This is a genomic window from Pelagibius sp., assembly GCF_028281305.1.
GTDB lineage: Bacteria > Pseudomonadota > Alphaproteobacteria > Kiloniellales > Kiloniellaceae > Pelagibius.
Window position 1 is genome coordinate 55,903 of sequence record NZ_JANQKD010000120.1, and the last position, 16,297, is coordinate 72,199.

Sequence of the window (16,297 nt, forward strand, 5' to 3'; positions counted from 1 at the left end):
TTTTCATTTTGCGTTTAAGCCGCTTCGACACCTTGCCTTTGCCGGGCGCTGCGGTTTTCTCCGGCCAGCACCCTATCGCGCAAAGTCTATTCAGTTTCGTTAGCGGCCTAAGCTTACCAAGCTGGCGATGACACCTATGTGACGCCCCGGTCACGCTTCTGGGTCATTCCTGTGCCAGTGGCCTGTGCCAGTGGCCTGTGCCAGTGGCCTGTGCCAGTGGCCCGGTGTCATTGGCCCGGTGCCGGCGACGTTTGGCCGTGGCGAGCAACCGGAAGATGGAAAGGAGGGTCTGGCGTGCCTATGCCTTGGCTGTCGAGAAGATGTATCCGGCTCCGCGCACGGTCTTGATGACCTGTGGCTTGGCCGGATCGCTCTCGATCTTGCGGCGGATGCGGGCAATGCGGATGTCGATCGAGCGGTCGAAAGGCTCCCAGTCGCGGTTGTGCGCCAGGTTCAGTAGCTGATCGCGAGTCAGCACGCGGTTGGGATGGTCGGCAAAGGCCTTCAACAGGTCGAATTCCATGCTGGTCAGCGGCACTTCGGCGCCGGAGGCTTCAAAAAGCTTGTGAGAGTCCAGGTTGAGGGTGAATTCGCCGAAGCGCACCACCCTGGTCGGACCGCTGCTGTCTTCCGCGACGGGGTCGCCGTCGTGCCCGGCGCGGCGCAGCACGGCCTTGATGCGCGCCAGCAACTCACGCAGATCGACCGGTTTTGCGAGATAGTCGTCGGCGCCCATTTCCAGCCCGACAATCCGGTCGACCACTTCGCCGGCTGCGGTCAGCATGATGATTCCGACCTTTGTGCTTTCGCGCAGGTAGCGGGCCAGGGAAAGGCCGTCTTCGCCGGGCATCCGGATATCGAGCAGGACCAGATCCACGTCCTGACCGTCGATAACCTCACGCAGTTCCTCGCCGCCGCCAACGGCCGTGACCTGGAAATCGTGCAGCTCCAGGTACTCCTCGATGGTCTCCCGGATTCCCGGCTCGTCGTCGACGACCACTATGTGTTTGCGGCCCTGCATCTCAAAGGCTCCCTTACCCGCTCTCTCAATGGCACCCAGCGGCGCCTTGTTCTCAATGCCGTTCACGGTTCACTGTCGCTCCGGTGCTGCGGCCTGGTTGCCGGCCTCCTCCGAGACCGTGGTGTCGTCTTCCGCGTTGTTCTCCGGGTCATTCTCGCGCCCGAGAATCTGGTCGACAAGCGCGCGCACCTCTTCCAGCGTGAAGGGCTTTTCGAGGAAGGGGCGGTGCACGCGCTGCAGGAACACGCGGGCCGAGGGGCTCAGCGTGTCGCCGGAGACAAAGGCCGTGCGCTGCAGCAGTGCCGGATCACGGCGTTCCAATGCGGCGTAGAGACTGGGGCCGTCGAGGTGCGGCATGCGCACGTCGCTGAGGATCACATCGAAGCTGCTGCTGCTGAGCAGTTGAAGCGCCTTCTCTCCGGAGTCCGCCGTCTCCACCTCGTGTCCCTCGGCAAGCATGATATCGCCCAGCATCTGGGCGACTTCCGGCTCGTCGTCGATGATCAGGATGCGGGCCGTGGCGCCAGGCTGGTGCCGCCCGGTGCGGGTGGCCCTGGGCCGCTCTTCCGCCTGTTCCCTGGTGGCAGGCAGGGTGACGGTGAAGATCGCACCCTCGCCGACCTGGCTGTCGACACGGATCTGGCCGTGGTGGGCTTCGACGATGCGGTGGCTCACCGCGAGGCCGATGCCGGTGCCTTCACCGATGTCCTTGGTCGTGAAGAAGGGGTCGAAGATGCGGCCACGAATTTCCTCTGGAATGCCCGGCCCGGTATCGGCGAGTTCCAGGACGATCTCCTGGCGGTGATCGTCGTAGCGCGCTGCGATGCTCAGCTTGCGCGCGCCCTGGCTTTCCATCATCGCCTGCTGGGCATTGACCACGAGGTTGGTCACCACCTGGTTGAGCTGGTCCGGATCGGCCCAGATGGGCGGAACCGCCGGGTCGATGCGCAGGGAAACCTCGATGTTCGCCGTGCGCAGCGAATAGCCGGTCACATCCAGGGTCGCCTGCACGATGTCGGCGAGATCGACGGCGCGGCGCTCCGGCGGCCGCTGCCGCGCCATCGCCAGGAAGGACTTGACGATGCGCGAGCAGCGGTCGGCGGCGTTGCCGATCTTCGTCGCCCGTTCGACGGTGCGGGCATCGGCTGCGGTTTCCTTCAGCAGCTGCGCGTGGCCGACGACCACGGAGAGCGGGTTGTTCAGTTCGTGCGCCACCCCGGCCAGGAGCGAGCCGAGGGCGCTCAGCTTTTCGCTCTGGTAAAGGGCTTCGCGGTGGCGGGCCATCTCCGCCTCGACCGCACGCCGTTCGGTCAGGTCGTAGGCGCTTGCCACCACCATCTCTTCGCCCTGGTACTCGATCAGGCTCGCTGTCAGCGACACCCAGATATGGGATCCGTCGGCCTTGCGGAACTCCACCTCGAAGCCTTCCAGAGTGCCGCGTTCGCGCAGCAGGTTGAGATAGCGCTGGCGGTCGCGCGGATCGACATAGAGGTCGCGCACATAGGACGGCTCGCCGGACTGCTGCATCTGGCCGAAGAGCTTCCGCGAGGAGGGGCTTTCGTAGATGATCAGACCGTCGCTGACGCGGGTCATTGCAACGGGGACCGGCGAGGCCTCCAGAATGCTGCGCACCAGGGTTTCGCTTTCCCGCAGCGCCCGCTCCATCTCCTTGCGGTTGGTGATGTCCATGCGGGTGACGACGATGCCGCCCTGTCGGGTGGGCTGGTTGGCGAACTGGAACCAGCGGCCGTCGGCCTGCTGGAACTCCATGTCGGTACCGAACTGGAGCCGCAGGCGCTTGCGCTCCTCCAGCCACTCTTCGACCCGGCCTTCCGCGCCCACGTACTGGCCGCGCTCGGCACCGGTGCGGATGAAGTCGATCCAGGGCACGCCGGGCTTCAGCACGTCGACGCTCATCTTGTTGAAGTCGCGGTAGCGCTGATTGCAGGTGACGAGGCGGTCCTCCGCATCGTAGAGCGCAAAGCCCAGCGGCAGGGACTCGACGGCGTCCTGCAGGGTGTCCTGCATCTGCCGCAACTGGGTCTCCTTCTCGCGCTGTTCGGTCAGGTCGATGACGCCGCCGATTGCGATGGTCCGGCCGTCATACTCGCCGAGCCGGGAGAACACCGCTCCCCAGAAGGCGCTGCCGTCGGCCCTGCGCAGCAGCGTTTCCCGGCCGTCCAGACGTCCCTTCTCCAGCAACTCGTTGGTGCAGTGGACGCGGTCTTCCGGGTCCGCGTAGGAGAGGCGGGATTCGTAGTGCTCGGTGATGGGCCATTCATAGCCCAGGATCGCCGCGGCCTGGGGGCTGTGGTAGAGAACGATCCCGGTTTCGACGTCGGTCAGCCAAAGCGGGAAGGGATTGTTCTCCACGAGGCTGCGGAACTTCCGCTCGCTCTCGCGCAGGGAGATTTCCGCTTCCTTCAGTTTGGTGATGTCGGTGCGCACGTAGACCCTGCCGCCGCCGCGCAGTGGGTGTGTGGTGGTCTGTTTCCACTCACCGCTCCTAAGCCGAAACTCGACCGGCTCGTATTCTGACTTGTGGACGTTGATCTGCCAGTTCTCGGGCGTGACCGGCACGTTCTCCGGCGAGTCGCCGCTGTAGTCGGTCAGCAGCGGCAGTGCGCGCTGATAGTTTTCGTAAGACGAGGAACCGAGCATCGACTCCGGCGTCTCGCCATAGATCGATGCATAGGAGGTGTTGCAGAGCTCCAGGTTGCCATCGGCATCGTAGATGGCAAAGCCGTTGGGAATGGCCTCGACCGCTTCTTGCATCAGCGCCCAGAGGCGGTTCAGGGCCGCTTCGGCAGAAACCTGTTCGCTGATGTCGCGCAGCTCGACGATAACCGTGCGGTTTTGGCCCAGGTTCACCGCTGACAGCATCACCTCGACAGGCACTGCGCGGCCATCGCTTTGACGTGCTGTCAGGATCAGTGGTTCGGCCCTGGCCTGCTCGCCCTTGCGGGCCACCAGATCGGCCATCGCTTCGTCGAACTGCAGTCTGCAGGCCGCGTCGAAGAGTCCGTTAGCGCGCGGGCGAGCCATGTCCTCGGGCCAAACAGCGAAGAACTGCTCGCGCGCCGCTGTGTTGAGGTCGCCGACGGTGCCGTCCGCATTGCAGACCACGATGGGGTGCGGCGCCTGATCGATCATGGCTTTGCGTTGCGCCTGCAGGACGCCGGGGCCGCTGGTGTTCGCCGCTCCGGCGGCGATGTCGCGAATGCACCCGTTGACGATCGGGTCGCCGGTCGAAGGATGATCGGTGCTGGGCGCAAGGCAGAGTTCGTCGCGGCGCCAGACGTAGCCGTCCTCTTCCGCCGCAGTCTCCGGCCCCTGGGCGTGCTCGGACGGCAGGGCGATCCGGTAGTCTATCGTGGCTTCACCCGCTTCCAGGACAGCCTCGAGCGCTGCCGTGTAGCGCTGCCGATCCTCGGGGTGCAGAAGGGGGAGCAGTGGGTTTGGCGCCGCAGAAAGCTCAGCCGGGGTCTTGCCGACCAGTTCTTCGCTGCCGGGGCTGACGTAGTCGAAGGAGAGGTCACCGGCTTCAAGGCGGCCGCGGTACAGAACCACCGACAGCCGGCTGGCCATCATCTCCAGCAGCTGGCCTTCCGCCTCGGGGGGCAGGGCATGAGAGCGGGAGCTGGCGGGTTTTGCCCGCGCCATGGCGAGCCCTCCTGTCACGGACGTCTGCTGCCCGGAAGCCGCAGCAGAACGAACCGTTTCCCTGTTCTCCAGGCCGCAGGCAGGCAGCGAGAGTAGCCGAGGGGCACACCAGAGAAAAGAAGTGATGGAGGCGGTTGTTGTCGCCGCGGCCTTGCCTTTGCGCGGAGGGTTTCCGACCGCTGGTTCTTGTGATGGTCCCGCCATCTACTGTTCCCACCCCAGTACCTGTGATCTGTGTACTTGTGACCCGTATTCATGACCAGAATGAACCGCCATCTTCGTCGACGTTGCCCAACTCAACGTCGACCGGACCGGTGTGTCTCCCAACACACCGATCCGATGACCTAGCGGTTACATGCCATAGTCGTGATCTCGACCATGGAGCTTCCGTTCGACTTCATGCGCCGCACTGATGATCGACGCGCGGTTCAGGCCAATGTCGCGCAGCATGTGATCATCCAGCTGCGACAGTTCCAAAACCGTCCTGCGCACCCGCGTACGGCTCATGAGCGGTCCGAAAAACTGCTCCATGACTTCCTTCACACTGCGGACCAGCTTTTCTCGAAAAGAAGGCCGCGGGGCTGCGCCGAAAGGGCTGGCCGGTCGAACACCGGGCAGAATCATCGGCGAGCCGAACAAGTCTGAATTGCTCATTTTCTCTACCAAGCTCCTAAGGATTGAATCGGTTTTACTTGTTCATTTGGTTCGCCCATCGGACGGGCCGCTGCCGATACACGTCCTTGGTGCGTGCGACATGGCCGATCCGCATGGATGGCAGATATAGGGGCCCCCTGTTTCCCGGCGATTTCGCGGCGCGGGCGATTTGGTATCAATTGTTCGCAGGTGCAGCGGATGTTCGCTCGCACCTGCATCTCGAAACAGTTCGACCGCCGGTGCTTCAGCGGCAGCCCAATACAGCCAGAGGTCGATTTATCTTCTTTTTATTATCAAGAGCTTAACCCCGCGCGCTTGGAGTGTCGGGGCGGCTCGGGCAGCGCTTCGGCTGTAGCGGGCGGGGGGCTGATGCAGAAACAATTGAAACATCGCGGCGCCTTGCCAGACCTGCAGTGGCCGCGCGTGCCGCGCCTGCGCGGACCGGACTCTTGCGTTTCGGCAACCATGGCAAGAGAAAGACAGATAAAAATCGCCTCATATAGGTCATTTGCATGCGGCGTCGGGGGACCGCTAGGTTCCATTGAAGAACATGGGTATTGAAGAACATGGGTATTGAAGAACATGGGTATTGAAGAACATGGGTAACGTCATGCAGGCGTCATGTTTCAGGCGTCGCCGTGTCCTTCTTTCCGCTTCGCGGGGGCCGGGGGAATCCGGACCCGCGACGAACCGCCGCCAGCGCGCCGGCGCCGCAACCTTCGAGGCAACTGCAGTGACCTTTCCCGGGCCGAGCCGCCAAAACCCTCGCAGCGCCCGTTAACCAGTTGTAGGGTGCATCGTGCTTTCATATCTCTGATCTGCAGGCCGACGGTCTGCGGAAAACAAGGGATTCCGCCGTTTCGAGGGAGACACAGGTGCCGCGAGTCGACGCACGACTGACCGCACTTCTTTGCGCCGCCGCCGCACTGGGCACGGCTCTGCTCCCGACTGCCGAGCCGGCGTGGGCGCATCCCCATGTCTGGATCGAATCCAAGACGAAAATCCTCTTTGATGCGGATCAGCGTGTTCGGGGGCTCGAGGTCGAGTGGCGCTTTGACGAGTTCTACAGCGTCTTCGCAGTCGAGGGCCTGGATGCCAACGGCGACGGTCGCTTCGACGAACAGGAACTGCAGCCGCTGGCGGAGGTGAACGTGACGTCGTTGAGGGACTATCGCTACTTTGTCTATGTGAGTGTCGGTGGCCGGGACGCCGAATATGGCAAGGTCGTGGACTTCGGATCGACCTTTGAGGATGGTCTCCTCAGCCTGCGCTTTGTCCTGCCGCTTGCTCAGCCGGTGGATCCGCGCATAGAGAGCGTAGACTTCACCAGCTACGACCCCAGTTTCTACATCTCCATCGACGCGGCGGACGACCGTGGTGTGACTGTCGCCGGGTCGGCGCCGGCGGAATGCGATCTTCGGATGGAACGGGGTGGCGAGACGGAAAGTCTCAACATTGCCGAAACCGACATCTTTGATCCCGCAGGGCTCAGTATCGCGGCGCAGTTCGCGACGCAGGTGACCCTGGACTGCCCGCCTGCGGTGGCCACCCAGTAACGTTTCAGGACCGATGATCATTCTGCCGACGACTCTTTCAGGACCCATGATCGCGTCCGGCCCCTGCGCAGCGGCCGGCCGCTGGATGCTGGCGATCGCGCTGGCCCTGGCCCTGTTGGTGGCGCTTTCCTCTGCGGCCGACGCCCAGAGCGCCCTGGTGCCGGCGCCGCAGACCGCCGCCCAAGAGACTGGGGGAGGGCCTTGGCAGACGGCGCTTCAGTATCTGCATCAAAAACAGGGCGAGCTGCACCGCCGCCTGGCTTCAGCGGTCCGGGGGCTGAAAGGCGAAGGCAGTCAGCAGGCCTTGCTTTTTCTCCTTACCCTCAGCTTTCTCTACGGTGTCTTCCATGCTGTCGGCCCCGGTCACGGAAAGGCGGTGATTTCCACCTATCTCTTGGCGAACGAGCGTGCCGTACGCCGCGGGATTGCCCTGGCTTTTCTGGCCTCCTTCGTCCAAGGCCTGACCGCCATCGCGCTGGTCGCCCTTCTTGCCGTGCTCCTCGACATGAGCGGTCTGCGGGTGACGGCCGCCGTGGGGATGCTGGAGTCCGCCAGCTATGCGCTGGTTGCCGCTGTGGGCTTCTGGCTCCTGTGGTCGGTCCTGCGCCAGCGCAGATCGGCCAAGGGTACCGCGGCAGGGCATGAGGCGGGCTGCTGCGGTCACAATCACCACCCCGACCCGTCGCTGCTGTCGGGCAAGGGCCTGCTTTCCAAAGCCGGTGGCATCATCGCCGCTGTCGGCATCCGGCCCTGCAGCGGGGCTGTGCTGGTTCTGCTCTTCGCCTTGTTCCATGGCGTCTTCGTCGCCGGCGTGGCGGCGACAGCGGCGATGTCCCTGGGCACCGCGGCATCGGTTTCCCTGCTGGCCCTGGCAACCCTCTACTCCAAGCGACTCGCCTTTGCGGCGCTGGGGGACAAGAGCCGCTGGGTCGATGCGACCTATCACCTGCTGGGCCTGGGCGGTGCGGTTATGCTCATCCTGCTGGGGCTTGGCCTGTTTGCCACTTCGCTGGGCCCCGCGCCGCCGCTGTCACCCTAGTCGCTTTGATCAAGTGATTGTTCTGGCAGCATAAACTGCGAATTCCTCCTTCTGTGGTAATCCTCACAGACCCTTCCGCCGCCGACTCTTAAGGTTTTGTTCAAGAGACGTTGGTCCTCGCTGCCGAGGGGGCAGACCGATGGACCCGGGAGACCTTTGTCAAGCCAAGGGGTTGGTAGACAAAAGGGAAGGGAGAGCAACCGTTATGTCTGAGACAAGCACGCTGTTGGTGGGGCGTAACCGCCTGTTCCTAGAAGGTCTTAAGAGCCTGCTGAAGGGCAGCTCTTTCGAAGTCTGCGGTGAGGTTTCGGGCGTTGCCGACATCGAGGATGTCGTCGACGGCTCTGATCCGGATCTCATCCTGATCGAACTGCGCGGCGAAGTCGCGCTCCTGGTCGAGGATCTGCGTCAGCTTCAGGACGACATGCCCGATGTGCCGGTCGTCGTGCTGACCGACGAGCGCGATCCGCGGACTTTGGCAGCCTGCCTGAACGCCGGCGCCGACGCCTTTCTGCTGAAGGATATCTCGCTGGAGGCCCTGATCCATTCGCTGAAGCTGGCGATGATGGGCCAGAAGGTCATGCCTACCGATCTTGCGGCCGCCCTGATCAACGGCGCCGTCGGCGTGGCACCGGCCAGCTGCAAGCGCATCGAGGAATATGGCCTGTCGGATCGCGAGCAGGAGATTCTGCGCTGTCTGGTTTACGGCGATGCCAACAAGGTCATTGCCAACCGCCTGGACATCACCGAGGCGACCGTCAAGGTGCACATGAAAAGCCTGCTCAGGAAGATCAAGGCAGGCAACCGAACCCAAGCTGCGATCTGGGCGCTGAACCACGGTTTGGCACCGGGGCTGCCTTTCGGAGGTGGGGCCGAGCCTATGTTTCCAGCCCCCAGCGGGGCGCCGGCCCTCTCACAGCTGACCGGGTAGGGCAAAGGGCCCCAAACGGAGCCCAATCCCAACCGCTCTCCCCCCGTTTGCGAGGCCTGGCTGCAGCCGCAGCCAGGCCTCGCTGCATTTGCAGCGGGTTCCTGCGGCAGGCCTTCGCCTAGAGCAGATCCGGGTTTGATGGAATCGCGGAAGCGATCCATCAAACCCGGTGAATCTGCTCTAAGTCTTCAGTGTAGAGCGGATTCACATGTCTAGCCGCCCACCAGTGCGGTCCAGGCGTCGATCGAACTGCCGCTGCCGGGATAGATCACGACAGCGCCGCGGCCAGAGCCGGCGGAGACCATATTGGTCCAGGACGCAATGGTGGCCGAGGTCTTGAGGCTGCTGAGGAAGCTCGGCGTGCTGGAACCGCCGGACCTGGGCGCGAAGAAGGGGTTGAAGATTCCCGCTCCATCGGCGGCGCTGCGCCGGAAGCTGCTGCCGCGCGGGGCGAAGCCGGGCAGGAAGGGGCTTGCCTGGCCTTGCACGATGGCGGTCGACCCGGGCCCTTCCGTGACGTCAACGAGAGCGCCGTTGGAACCGCGCAGCAGGTTGTCGGGCCGGATTCCCAGGATCTCTTCCTGCAGGATTGCCTGGCGGCCGGCAAAGCTCATGCCGACCCCGCCACCGCTGTTGAAGGAAAAGGGCCGGTTGTTCCACTGCGCTTGTGCTTCAGGCGCGGCGCCGGCGAGGACAAGCCCTGCGACGAACAGGCAGGGCAGCAAACGGAATGCCATTCTGCGAACTCCCATGGTGAGCGAAGAGTTGCGCTGCGTTTCTCCGCGGCGGCCGATCATAGGGCCGCGCAGCGCGGAGAAACGGCGTCTCTACTATCACTTTCGGGGAATGGCGTTCCGGTTCAATGTGCCAGAAGAGGTAATACCCCCATATCGCTTCAGTTCCAGGCCTTAGGACCCTTTGACGGCGTGCCGTTGGTGGTATCGGGGCTCTCGCCCACGCTGTCTCCATCGGCGGCAGAGCCTGACTCGACCTCTGCGATCTGCGCCTCGGCGGCCTGCAGGCTTTCCTGCAGCGGCAGCAGCACAGTGGCCGCCAGCACCGCAGCTTCGGTTCTGTTGCGGCACTCCAGCTTGACCAGGATCGCGCGCACCAGGGATTTGATGCGTGTCTCGCTTTCGCCGAGCCGGGCCGAGATGGCGCGGTTGCTCTCCCCCGTTGCCAGCAGGGCCAGAATCGCCTGCTCGCTTTCGTTCAGGCGGCAGAGCATATCAAGGTGGTTGTAGCTTCCGCTGCCACCGTGGCGGGGGTTCGGCATGACCGAATAGCCTTCGCGCGCCAGGCAGAGGCTCTCCTCAAGATAGTCCAGCCCCGACTCCAGCAGGATGAGGCCGTCCGCGCGCTGCGCCAGGTCGCCAAGAAAAGCGCACTTCGACTCCGGCACCGCCAGCAACACCCGCGTGCGCTCGCCCGACCAACGCTCGATCTGCTGCTCCAGGCGGGTGAGCCTGGTGCCGTCCTCGGCGGCGAGGATGAGGTAGTCGGCCTCGGGCTCGCCCAGCCCGTTGGCCGGAAAGATACAGATGTCTCCTACACGGGTGTTGGGCACCCGTTTGAGCGCGTCCAAAAGAGGGGCGGTATCGATTCCCGATGCCAACAACGCGCAGCGGCGATCGTCGGGCTCTCTCTCAGAGTCGGGTGTCTGCGAGTTGCGATCGAACATTTTCGCGGGTCCTCCAGCAAGCCGGGCCGAGGGGATGATTCGGCCCAATTCCAGTGCATTGCAGCGCTTTGATCCCAGGGAGATTAGCACGGAGAAATCCCACATTCCTCCACGCAGGCATAGTAATACTTTGGTATAGCGTATTAATACTCGCGGAGTTTTCACAGATATAGTTACCTCCATTTGAAAGTATTAATTCGAGTTTATTTCTCAATATACCTTCGCCCGCTTTATTGAATAAATATTTTCGGTACCATCGCCGAACATTGATCCCGCGCAAGTTTTTGCGCTGTCGGGTCGACGCAGACAGATCGATGCATAGGGGATGGATTATGCGAGCAAAGGCGAGCGCCTTCGTAATGGCAGCCGGACTGGCGCTGAGCGCCTGTGCCGGGCCACCGTTTCCGGACACCGGCGTGCCGCCGGTCTTCAGTTTCCCGGTGACCAGCAACCACACGCCCTACAGCCAGTGCCTCAGCAGCCTGGCGGAAGCACCAGGCGCAAATCTGCCTGTCTTCTCGGTTGGCGAGGTCGCCGACAAGACCGGTCAGGTGAACTACGACGACAACGGCCATGCCCTCAGCCAGGGCGTTTCGGAGATGGTGATCTCCGCGCTTTGGAAAACCCGCAAGGCCCGTCTGATCGAGCGCCTCGACCTGCGCATTCCGCTGGCGGAAATGAAACTCTCGGAGCAGGGCCGTCTGGGCCGCGGACTGACGGAGTACGAACTGCCGGCCAGCGACTTCATCGTCGTCGGCGCCCTGACCGAGCTGAACTACAACATCACCTCCGGCGGTGCGCGGCTCTTCGTCAACGGCATCGGCGGCGGCGGGCGCACCGTGGTCATCAACGTCGCGCTGGATCTGCGTGTCGTCAACGCGCGCAACTTCTCGGTTGCCTATGCAACCTCGCTGCAGAAGCAGATCTATGGCTTCGAGGTCGAAGCCAATGTGTTCCGCTTCTTCGGCAATACGCTCATCGAATTTGACGCTGGATTGATTCGCAACGAGCCGTTGCAGCTCGGCGTCAGATCCGTCGTGGAAATGGGTGTCTACCTGCTCATGACGGACTTCCTTGGTCTTCCCGCGATCCAAGGCTGCGATCTCGTGGAGACCGATCACTTCGCTGGATATCTAGAGGAGATGAACGATGAAAGCGAATAAGTCTGTACTGCTTTGCGGGGCGGCCATTGCTGCGCTCGGTCTTGCAGCGTCACCCGCTGCCGCCTTCGACCAGGTCGACTGGCACTGGGATCTCGAGGTCATCGAGCATGTGACCAAGGACGTGGACATCGATGTCGACATCGACCCCGTCGGTCTGGTGCTGCTGGAGGATCTGCAGATCTACATCGGCGACGTTACGGCCGAGTCCTATGTGAACGGCGTCTACAACAACCAGCCGAACGAAGGCGGCGGCATGGCCAGCGGCACGATCGACTTCACGGTCACCCTGGACGGCATGACCGACGACGAGACCGATCCCAGCACCGTTTCCGGTGTTGCCGATCTGGGCGGCGACCTCATGGGGAGCTCCAACGACGTTTCCGGCACCCTCGACGAGGGCACGGACGATCTCGACGTGGTCATGAGCTTCGAGGACATCCCGGTGGAGAACATCGAGATCGAGCCGACCGGCTCCTTCGATGCCCTGACCGAGCTGCCCGAGGTGGTCAGCACCGCGACGGCGATCGCCAACAACGTCAGCATCGACAGCGACGTCATGGTTGAGATCCACGAAGGCCAGTATGTCTTCAACACCGGCGAGTTCGGTGACGATCCCAGCCCCGTTCCGGTGCCGATCGGTCCCAGTGACGGCCCGATCCTGGCGTCGATCGAGGATGGCCAGGACTTCGGCAACAACCGCAACGAGTTCCACGATGCGGCGGCAATCCTGACCCTGGCTGCGCTCGTCGGTGTGATCGAGCCGTCCGAGATCTCGGCCGTGTCGCAGGTGGACGACATCCTCAACGCCTCTGTTGACAGCGCCGCAACTGCGGTCGCCAACAACAAGGCGATCACCGTCGATGCCAAGGTGGCCGACGATGCGGTGGTCATGGGCGACATCACCCAGTTCGCCTATGCCAACACCTCGGCGCTGTCGCAGGTCGGCACCAACTTCTGCGAGTTCGACTGCTTCGGCGCCCAGCCTTACGGCGTTCAGGTCAACAACTACACCAACCTCGGTCAGCTGGACCGTCCGCTGGTGTCGTCTGTTGCCACCGCCGTGGGCAACAACCTGTCCATCACCGTCAGCACACCTGAGATCGGTGGCGGTGGCGGCGAGTAATCGCACAACCGTAGCCTACCAACCCCGGGGAGGGAGCGGCGTTTTCCGCTCCCTCTTCCCCCCGGTTCCCCCGGCCCCCAAAGGTCCTGCCGGGGCTCGATGCGACCTCTAGGAGGCAGAAAATGGAACGGACACTCATGCGGATCGCGGTCGACCTTCTGACGGTCTTCGTCTACACCGCCTTTGCCGTCGCCCTGATGGCACGCCTGGCCGCTGACGCCTCGGCCCAGATGTACGAACAGCCCTGGGGCTTTGCCGCGCGCAGCGGCGGCAGCATGGCCATCTTCATGAAGCAGGTGGATGCCGGCATGCTGGACGGCAACTCCGGCAGCAGCGCCGCCGCCGTGACGGGCAGCACCACCTACCTCGTCTGCGGCGGCGACGGCAGTGCCGGCGCGCGTGGCAATTCGTCCTGCATCATCCTCAACAACTCCGACGGCGCCATCAACACCGGCCAGGAAGCGGTCGGCGATCAGTCGGCCGAGAACACCGTTACCCAGACCCAGAACAACGGGGCCGATGAGGTCAGCGAGATCCTCGACGGCGATGCCGCGGCCCAGTAGGGCCCGGCTCATGGAACCACAACACCAGGGCACCAGGACACCGCCTGGTCTTAGGGAGAGACAGAAACAGCGGCGGCCTTCGGCCGCCGCTTTCCTTTGCGCTTTTTGCTCTCTGCTCGTTGCCGCGCAGGGGGCCGATGCTGGTGTCAGGGAGTGGTGGTCGGGCCCGGCGGGCGCCGGCAGACCATCATTTCGGTGGGGCGCTCAGCCCCCGGCAGGCAGAGCGGCTGCAGGCCGCAGGGCGCGGCTTTGGCGCTGGCGGGATCCTCCGGGACGCCGCCATTGTCTTCTGCCTGGGCATCCAGGTAGGCCTTCAGGCGGCTGCGGCAAAGCGGTGTGACCCGGTCGTCGGTTTGGGCCAGAGCCTGCTGCAGGGCTTCGGGGGAATTGGCGGTCAAAGGCCCGCTGGGCGAACTGCTTTCGCCTCTCCCTCCGCCACCGCTGCCGAGCGCGCCCAGCGCGGCTCCGGCCAGGCCGGTGATGCAGCCGCCGAGACAGAGCGGCAGGGCAAGGGCCAGCGGCAGCAGGCGCAACCCGCCAAGGGACCGGCGGGTGCGGTTTCGCGTCGTCATGCCGATACCTTCAGAATGCCGGTGTCAGCAGCGAGTCGCTCTTCACCGAAGAGAGGAAGCTGCGCAGCGCGTAGATCTCTCCGGAGGTCAGAGCGAAGCGCGGCATCGGCGGATGGTCGGTGGCCAGCCAGGCCTCGAAGCGCAGCGTGGACCAGTCGGTCGTCTGGGCCATCTCGCGCAGTGTCGGGGCCGCCGTCGTGCTGTAGGGGGCGTCGGGGGCGGCATGGCAGCGCAGGCAGTACTGGGCTGCGATGGCCTGGCCGTCGCTGACCTCGTCCCCTTTTGCCGGTGCGATCAGCGGCAGGTGCAGCCAAAACAGGCCGGCAACCAGGCCGGTGCCGAAAAGCACCGGCCAGTTGCGTCGTTCGGCGTGCGGCTCAGGGCGCCGGCGGCGGTGTCCGCCGCGCCGCTTACTGAAGCTGATTGAGCGCATTGCTGAAACCCTTCAGCGAGAAGCGCGCGACCACCGTCTGGTCGCCGACGCGGTACGCGGCCATGCCTTCGAAGTCTTTGCGAAAGCGGGCCAGCACCTCGTCGGTCGCCTCCAGGCCAACAGCGGCCTGGCAGAACAGGTGGTTGCAGGCGGTGGTGCGCAGATGCGCGGTCCAGCCGCTGTCGAGGCGCAGGGCGATGGGCGCGTCGGGGCCGGCCTTGTGGCTGACCCGCAGAATGGCGCGCAGCCGCCGGGTCCCGCGTTCTGGTGCGATGAGGATCTGCAGGCCCGCGGCCTGGTAGTCCGCCAGACAGGCGGACTGGCCGCAGACCACGGTCCAGCGCTCGACCTCGGCCTGCGCCGGCGCGGCGACGGTGCCGGCGGCCAGCAGGGCCCCGGCGAACAAGAGGGTTCTTACGGAGAAAGGCCCGCGCCGACGGGCCAGTCTGGAAGGGCGGGAAACATCGGTCATGACGCATTCTCCCGGAAGTGCTGTGAAGCGATGGTTCCCGAGAGTCTGGCCCGCCGTGCCGTCCGGCGCGAGGGGACAGGCGGAGAGGCGCGTGGCTCTTGCGGCTTAGACCCATGGAAGCGCGCCTACGCCCTAGGAGTGCGGATTTCTGGCCGACCAGGCCTCTTTTGTGCCCGGCGTGTGACAAATCCCACACTGCCTCGGGCGCCGGCTCCCTATGTTTAAATCGTTGTTGTGGAGGTCCTCCCTCAAGCCACGATGACGGACCTTAGGTGAGCCCATGAGAGCCCCGTCCGCCGCCCATCGGACGGGGCTTTCGCTTGTCCGCGTCGAGCGGCGGAGTTTCCGCCCCTTGAGGTCTTCTGTTTTCTGGAAATGTCTAAGCCGCAGTCAGGCTGCCCGCAGCCGGGGCGCTTCAGTCGCCGGAGACCTCGTGGACCATGCGCTCCAGCTCGGCGACGTCGGTGACGATCAGCGTGCGCCCGTCGCGGCGGATCAGGCCGCTCTTGGTCAGATCGTTCAGTTCGCGTGTCACCGCCTCACGGTGGGTCGAGATGCGGCTGGCGATGTCCGCATGAGTCGGCGCCGGCGAGAGACGCGCCGTGTTGTCGTCCCCCAGGTGGTCGCGGGAGAGTCGCAGCAATTCGGAATGGATGCGGTTCTTGACCGCAAGAGTGCTGAACTCGAAGATCCGCTCGCTCAGCGAGCGCACCAGCCGCGTGATGTAGGTCAGCATGGCCATGGAGACCGCGGGGTACTCCATGAGAATGCCGCGGAAAGTTTCGGCCGGGACCGAACCGATCATCACATCGGTCAGGGCGATGACATTGGCCGACCGCGGTTCGCCGTCGATCGCCGCAAACTCGCCGAAGCACTCCCCCGCCGAGATGTCGCGAAAGGCGACCTCTTTGCCGGCGCTGGAAAACAGGATCACCCGGACCGTTCCCGAAACCATGAAATAGACGTCGGTAGAGGCTTCCTGGTGGCCGATGATCTGTTGGTTGGCGGTGTAGTTCCGCCAGTTCATGCGTTGAGAAATGCGCTCGATCTCGCGCGGCTCGAGACCCTTGAAGATCTCGATTCGTTCGAGAGCGTAGCCGCTCCCTCCGGAAAGCCGTTGTTTGGCTGTCATCGACCCCATCTTCTTCTTGGGCCTGCAACTGCTCCGGATCCATGCCGCCGCTGCTGCCAGACCGCATCGCGAGGACTCTTCCGGGCACCCCTCAACTTACCCGGCCTCGGTTCTTTCCGGCTGTCAAAGGCGCCGGAAAGCCTGCGCAATACTACTCCGCAGCGTTTTCGATGCAACCGGCTGATGACAACAGCCCTAAGGCGCAATCGAGTGCTCTTACTCGTCGACGCTGCAGACGCCGCGAGTTCCGGCCCTTGCATGAACCTTGAGCCGAAACTGGCGCCACGCTATTCA

At 63.9% G+C, this 16,297-nt stretch carries 15 protein-coding genes; 6 read left to right on the forward strand and 9 right to left on the reverse strand.

Translation table 11 applies throughout. The annotated features are described in order from the left end of the window. Positions 1-298: 298 nt before the first annotated feature. The 3 genes from Q0982_RS22315 to Q0982_RS22325 all read right to left on the reverse strand — a co-directional run bounded on the left by Q0982_RS22315 (position 299) and on the right by Q0982_RS22325 (position 5,338). Entirely contained in the window at positions 299-1,021 is a 723-nt protein-coding gene (locus Q0982_RS22315) for a response regulator (protein WP_299399928.1), read from the reverse strand. Between the two features lie 69 nt (positions 1,022-1,090). Then, complete coding sequence (locus Q0982_RS22320) at positions 1,091-4,684, reverse strand: PAS domain S-box protein (protein WP_299399931.1); 3,594 nt, start codon at positions 4,682-4,684, stop codon at positions 1,091-1,093. Between the two features lie 351 nt (positions 4,685-5,035). Then, the gene (locus tag Q0982_RS22325) at positions 5,036-5,338 is read right to left on the reverse strand and encodes a DUF1127 domain-containing protein (RefSeq protein ID WP_299399933.1); all 303 of its coding nucleotides are present in this window, start codon (positions 5,336-5,338) and stop codon (positions 5,036-5,038) included. Between the two features lie 875 nt (positions 5,339-6,213). Here Q0982_RS22325 and Q0982_RS22330 point away from each other — a divergent pair. The 3 genes from Q0982_RS22330 (at position 6,214) to Q0982_RS22340 (ending at position 8,864) form a co-directional block, all read left to right on the forward strand. Continuing rightward, entirely contained in the window at positions 6,214-6,894 is a 681-nt protein-coding gene (locus Q0982_RS22330) for a DUF1007 family protein (RefSeq protein WP_299399935.1), read from the forward strand. A 46-nt stretch (positions 6,895-6,940) separates the two neighbouring features. Then, entirely contained in the window at positions 6,941-7,933 is a 993-nt protein-coding gene (locus tag Q0982_RS22335) for a nickel/cobalt transporter (RefSeq protein ID WP_299399936.1), read from the forward strand. A gap of 205 nt (positions 7,934-8,138) precedes the next feature. Continuing rightward, positions 8,139-8,864, forward strand: a complete 726-nt coding sequence (locus Q0982_RS22340; RefSeq protein WP_299399939.1) for a response regulator transcription factor — start codon at positions 8,139-8,141, stop codon at positions 8,862-8,864. A 212-nt stretch (positions 8,865-9,076) separates the two neighbouring features. On the opposite strand, the gene Q0982_RS22345 is transcribed toward Q0982_RS22340, so the two are convergent. Together Q0982_RS22345 and Q0982_RS22350 are read right to left on the reverse strand one after the other, a co-directional pair. Further along, complete coding sequence (locus Q0982_RS22345) at positions 9,077-9,601, reverse strand: hypothetical protein (RefSeq protein ID WP_299399941.1); 525 nt, start codon at positions 9,599-9,601, stop codon at positions 9,077-9,079. 158 nt (positions 9,602-9,759) lie between these two features. Further along, positions 9,760-10,545, reverse strand: coding sequence for a LuxR C-terminal-related transcriptional regulator (locus Q0982_RS22350; protein ID WP_299399942.1), 786 nt, complete (start codon positions 10,543-10,545; stop codon positions 9,760-9,762). Between the two features lie 332 nt (positions 10,546-10,877). Between Q0982_RS22350 and Q0982_RS22355 the strand changes: the two genes are divergently transcribed. From Q0982_RS22355 to Q0982_RS22365, 3 genes are all read left to right on the forward strand, one after another. After that, positions 10,878-11,708 (forward strand): CsgG/HfaB family protein, encoded by an 831-nt coding sequence (locus Q0982_RS22355; RefSeq protein ID WP_299399944.1) that lies wholly within the window; start codon positions 10,878-10,880, stop codon positions 11,706-11,708. Continuing rightward, entirely contained in the window at positions 11,695-12,831 is a 1,137-nt protein-coding gene (locus tag Q0982_RS22360) for a hypothetical protein (RefSeq protein WP_299399946.1), read from the forward strand. Before Q0982_RS22355 ends, Q0982_RS22360 begins: the two co-directional genes overlap by 14 nt. Positions 12,832-12,953: 122 nt before the next feature. Continuing rightward, complete coding sequence (locus Q0982_RS22365) at positions 12,954-13,394, forward strand: hypothetical protein (protein WP_299399948.1); 441 nt, start codon at positions 12,954-12,956, stop codon at positions 13,392-13,394. 146 nt (positions 13,395-13,540) lie between these two features. On the opposite strand, the gene Q0982_RS22370 is transcribed toward Q0982_RS22365, so the two are convergent. The 4 genes from Q0982_RS22370 to Q0982_RS22385 form a co-directional block, all read right to left on the reverse strand. After that, positions 13,541-13,966, reverse strand: coding sequence for a hypothetical protein (locus Q0982_RS22370; protein WP_299399950.1), 426 nt, complete (start codon positions 13,964-13,966; stop codon positions 13,541-13,543). A 10-nt stretch (positions 13,967-13,976) separates the two neighbouring features. Next, positions 13,977-14,399 carry a cytochrome c gene (locus tag Q0982_RS22375; RefSeq protein ID WP_299399952.1) on the reverse strand — a complete coding sequence of 141 codons (423 nt, stop codon included), beginning with the start codon at positions 14,397-14,399 and terminating at the stop codon, positions 13,977-13,979. Then, positions 14,377-14,871, reverse strand: a complete 495-nt coding sequence (locus Q0982_RS22380; protein WP_299399954.1) for an invasion associated locus B family protein — start codon at positions 14,869-14,871, stop codon at positions 14,377-14,379. Before Q0982_RS22380 ends, Q0982_RS22375 begins: the two co-directional genes overlap by 23 nt. Positions 14,872-15,286: 415 nt before the next feature. Next, positions 15,287-16,003, reverse strand: coding sequence for a Crp/Fnr family transcriptional regulator (locus Q0982_RS22385; protein WP_299399956.1), 717 nt, complete (start codon positions 16,001-16,003; stop codon positions 15,287-15,289). Positions 16,004-16,297: the final 294 nt, after the last annotated feature.

Bases quoted from the DNA above. Each gene is read 5' to 3' on its own strand.
- Q0982_RS22320 (WP_299399931.1), bottom strand. From the start codon at position 4,684: ATGGCGCGGGCAAAACCCGCCAGCTCCCGCTCTCATGCCCTGCCCCCC.
- Q0982_RS22315 (WP_299399928.1), bottom strand. From the start codon at position 1,021: ATGCAGGGCCGCAAACACATAGTGGTCGTCGACGACGAGCCGGGAATC.
- Q0982_RS22380 (WP_299399954.1), bottom strand. From the start codon at position 14,871: ATGACCGATGTTTCCCGCCCTTCCAGACTGGCCCGTCGGCGCGGGCCT.
- Q0982_RS22355 (WP_299399944.1), top strand. From the start codon at position 10,878: ATGCGAGCAAAGGCGAGCGCCTTCGTAATGGCAGCCGGACTGGCGCTG.
- Q0982_RS22370 (WP_299399950.1), bottom strand. From the start codon at position 13,966: ATGACGACGCGAAACCGCACCCGCCGGTCCCTTGGCGGGTTGCGCCTG.
- Q0982_RS22385 (WP_299399956.1), bottom strand. From the start codon at position 16,003: ATGACAGCCAAACAACGGCTTTCCGGAGGGAGCGGCTACGCTCTCGAA.
- Q0982_RS22325 (WP_299399933.1), bottom strand. From the start codon at position 5,338: ATGAGCAATTCAGACTTGTTCGGCTCGCCGATGATTCTGCCCGGTGTT.
- Q0982_RS22345 (WP_299399941.1), bottom strand. From the start codon at position 9,601: ATGGCATTCCGTTTGCTGCCCTGCCTGTTCGTCGCAGGGCTTGTCCTC.
- Q0982_RS22375 (WP_299399952.1), bottom strand. From the start codon at position 14,399: ATGCGCTCAATCAGCTTCAGTAAGCGGCGCGGCGGACACCGCCGCCGG.
- Q0982_RS22360 (WP_299399946.1), top strand. From the start codon at position 11,695: ATGAAAGCGAATAAGTCTGTACTGCTTTGCGGGGCGGCCATTGCTGCG.
- Q0982_RS22340 (WP_299399939.1), top strand. From the start codon at position 8,139: ATGTCTGAGACAAGCACGCTGTTGGTGGGGCGTAACCGCCTGTTCCTA.
- Q0982_RS22335 (WP_299399936.1), top strand. From the start codon at position 6,941: ATGATCGCGTCCGGCCCCTGCGCAGCGGCCGGCCGCTGGATGCTGGCG.
- Q0982_RS22365 (WP_299399948.1), top strand. From the start codon at position 12,954: ATGGAACGGACACTCATGCGGATCGCGGTCGACCTTCTGACGGTCTTC.
- Q0982_RS22350 (WP_299399942.1), bottom strand. From the start codon at position 10,545: ATGTTCGATCGCAACTCGCAGACACCCGACTCTGAGAGAGAGCCCGAC.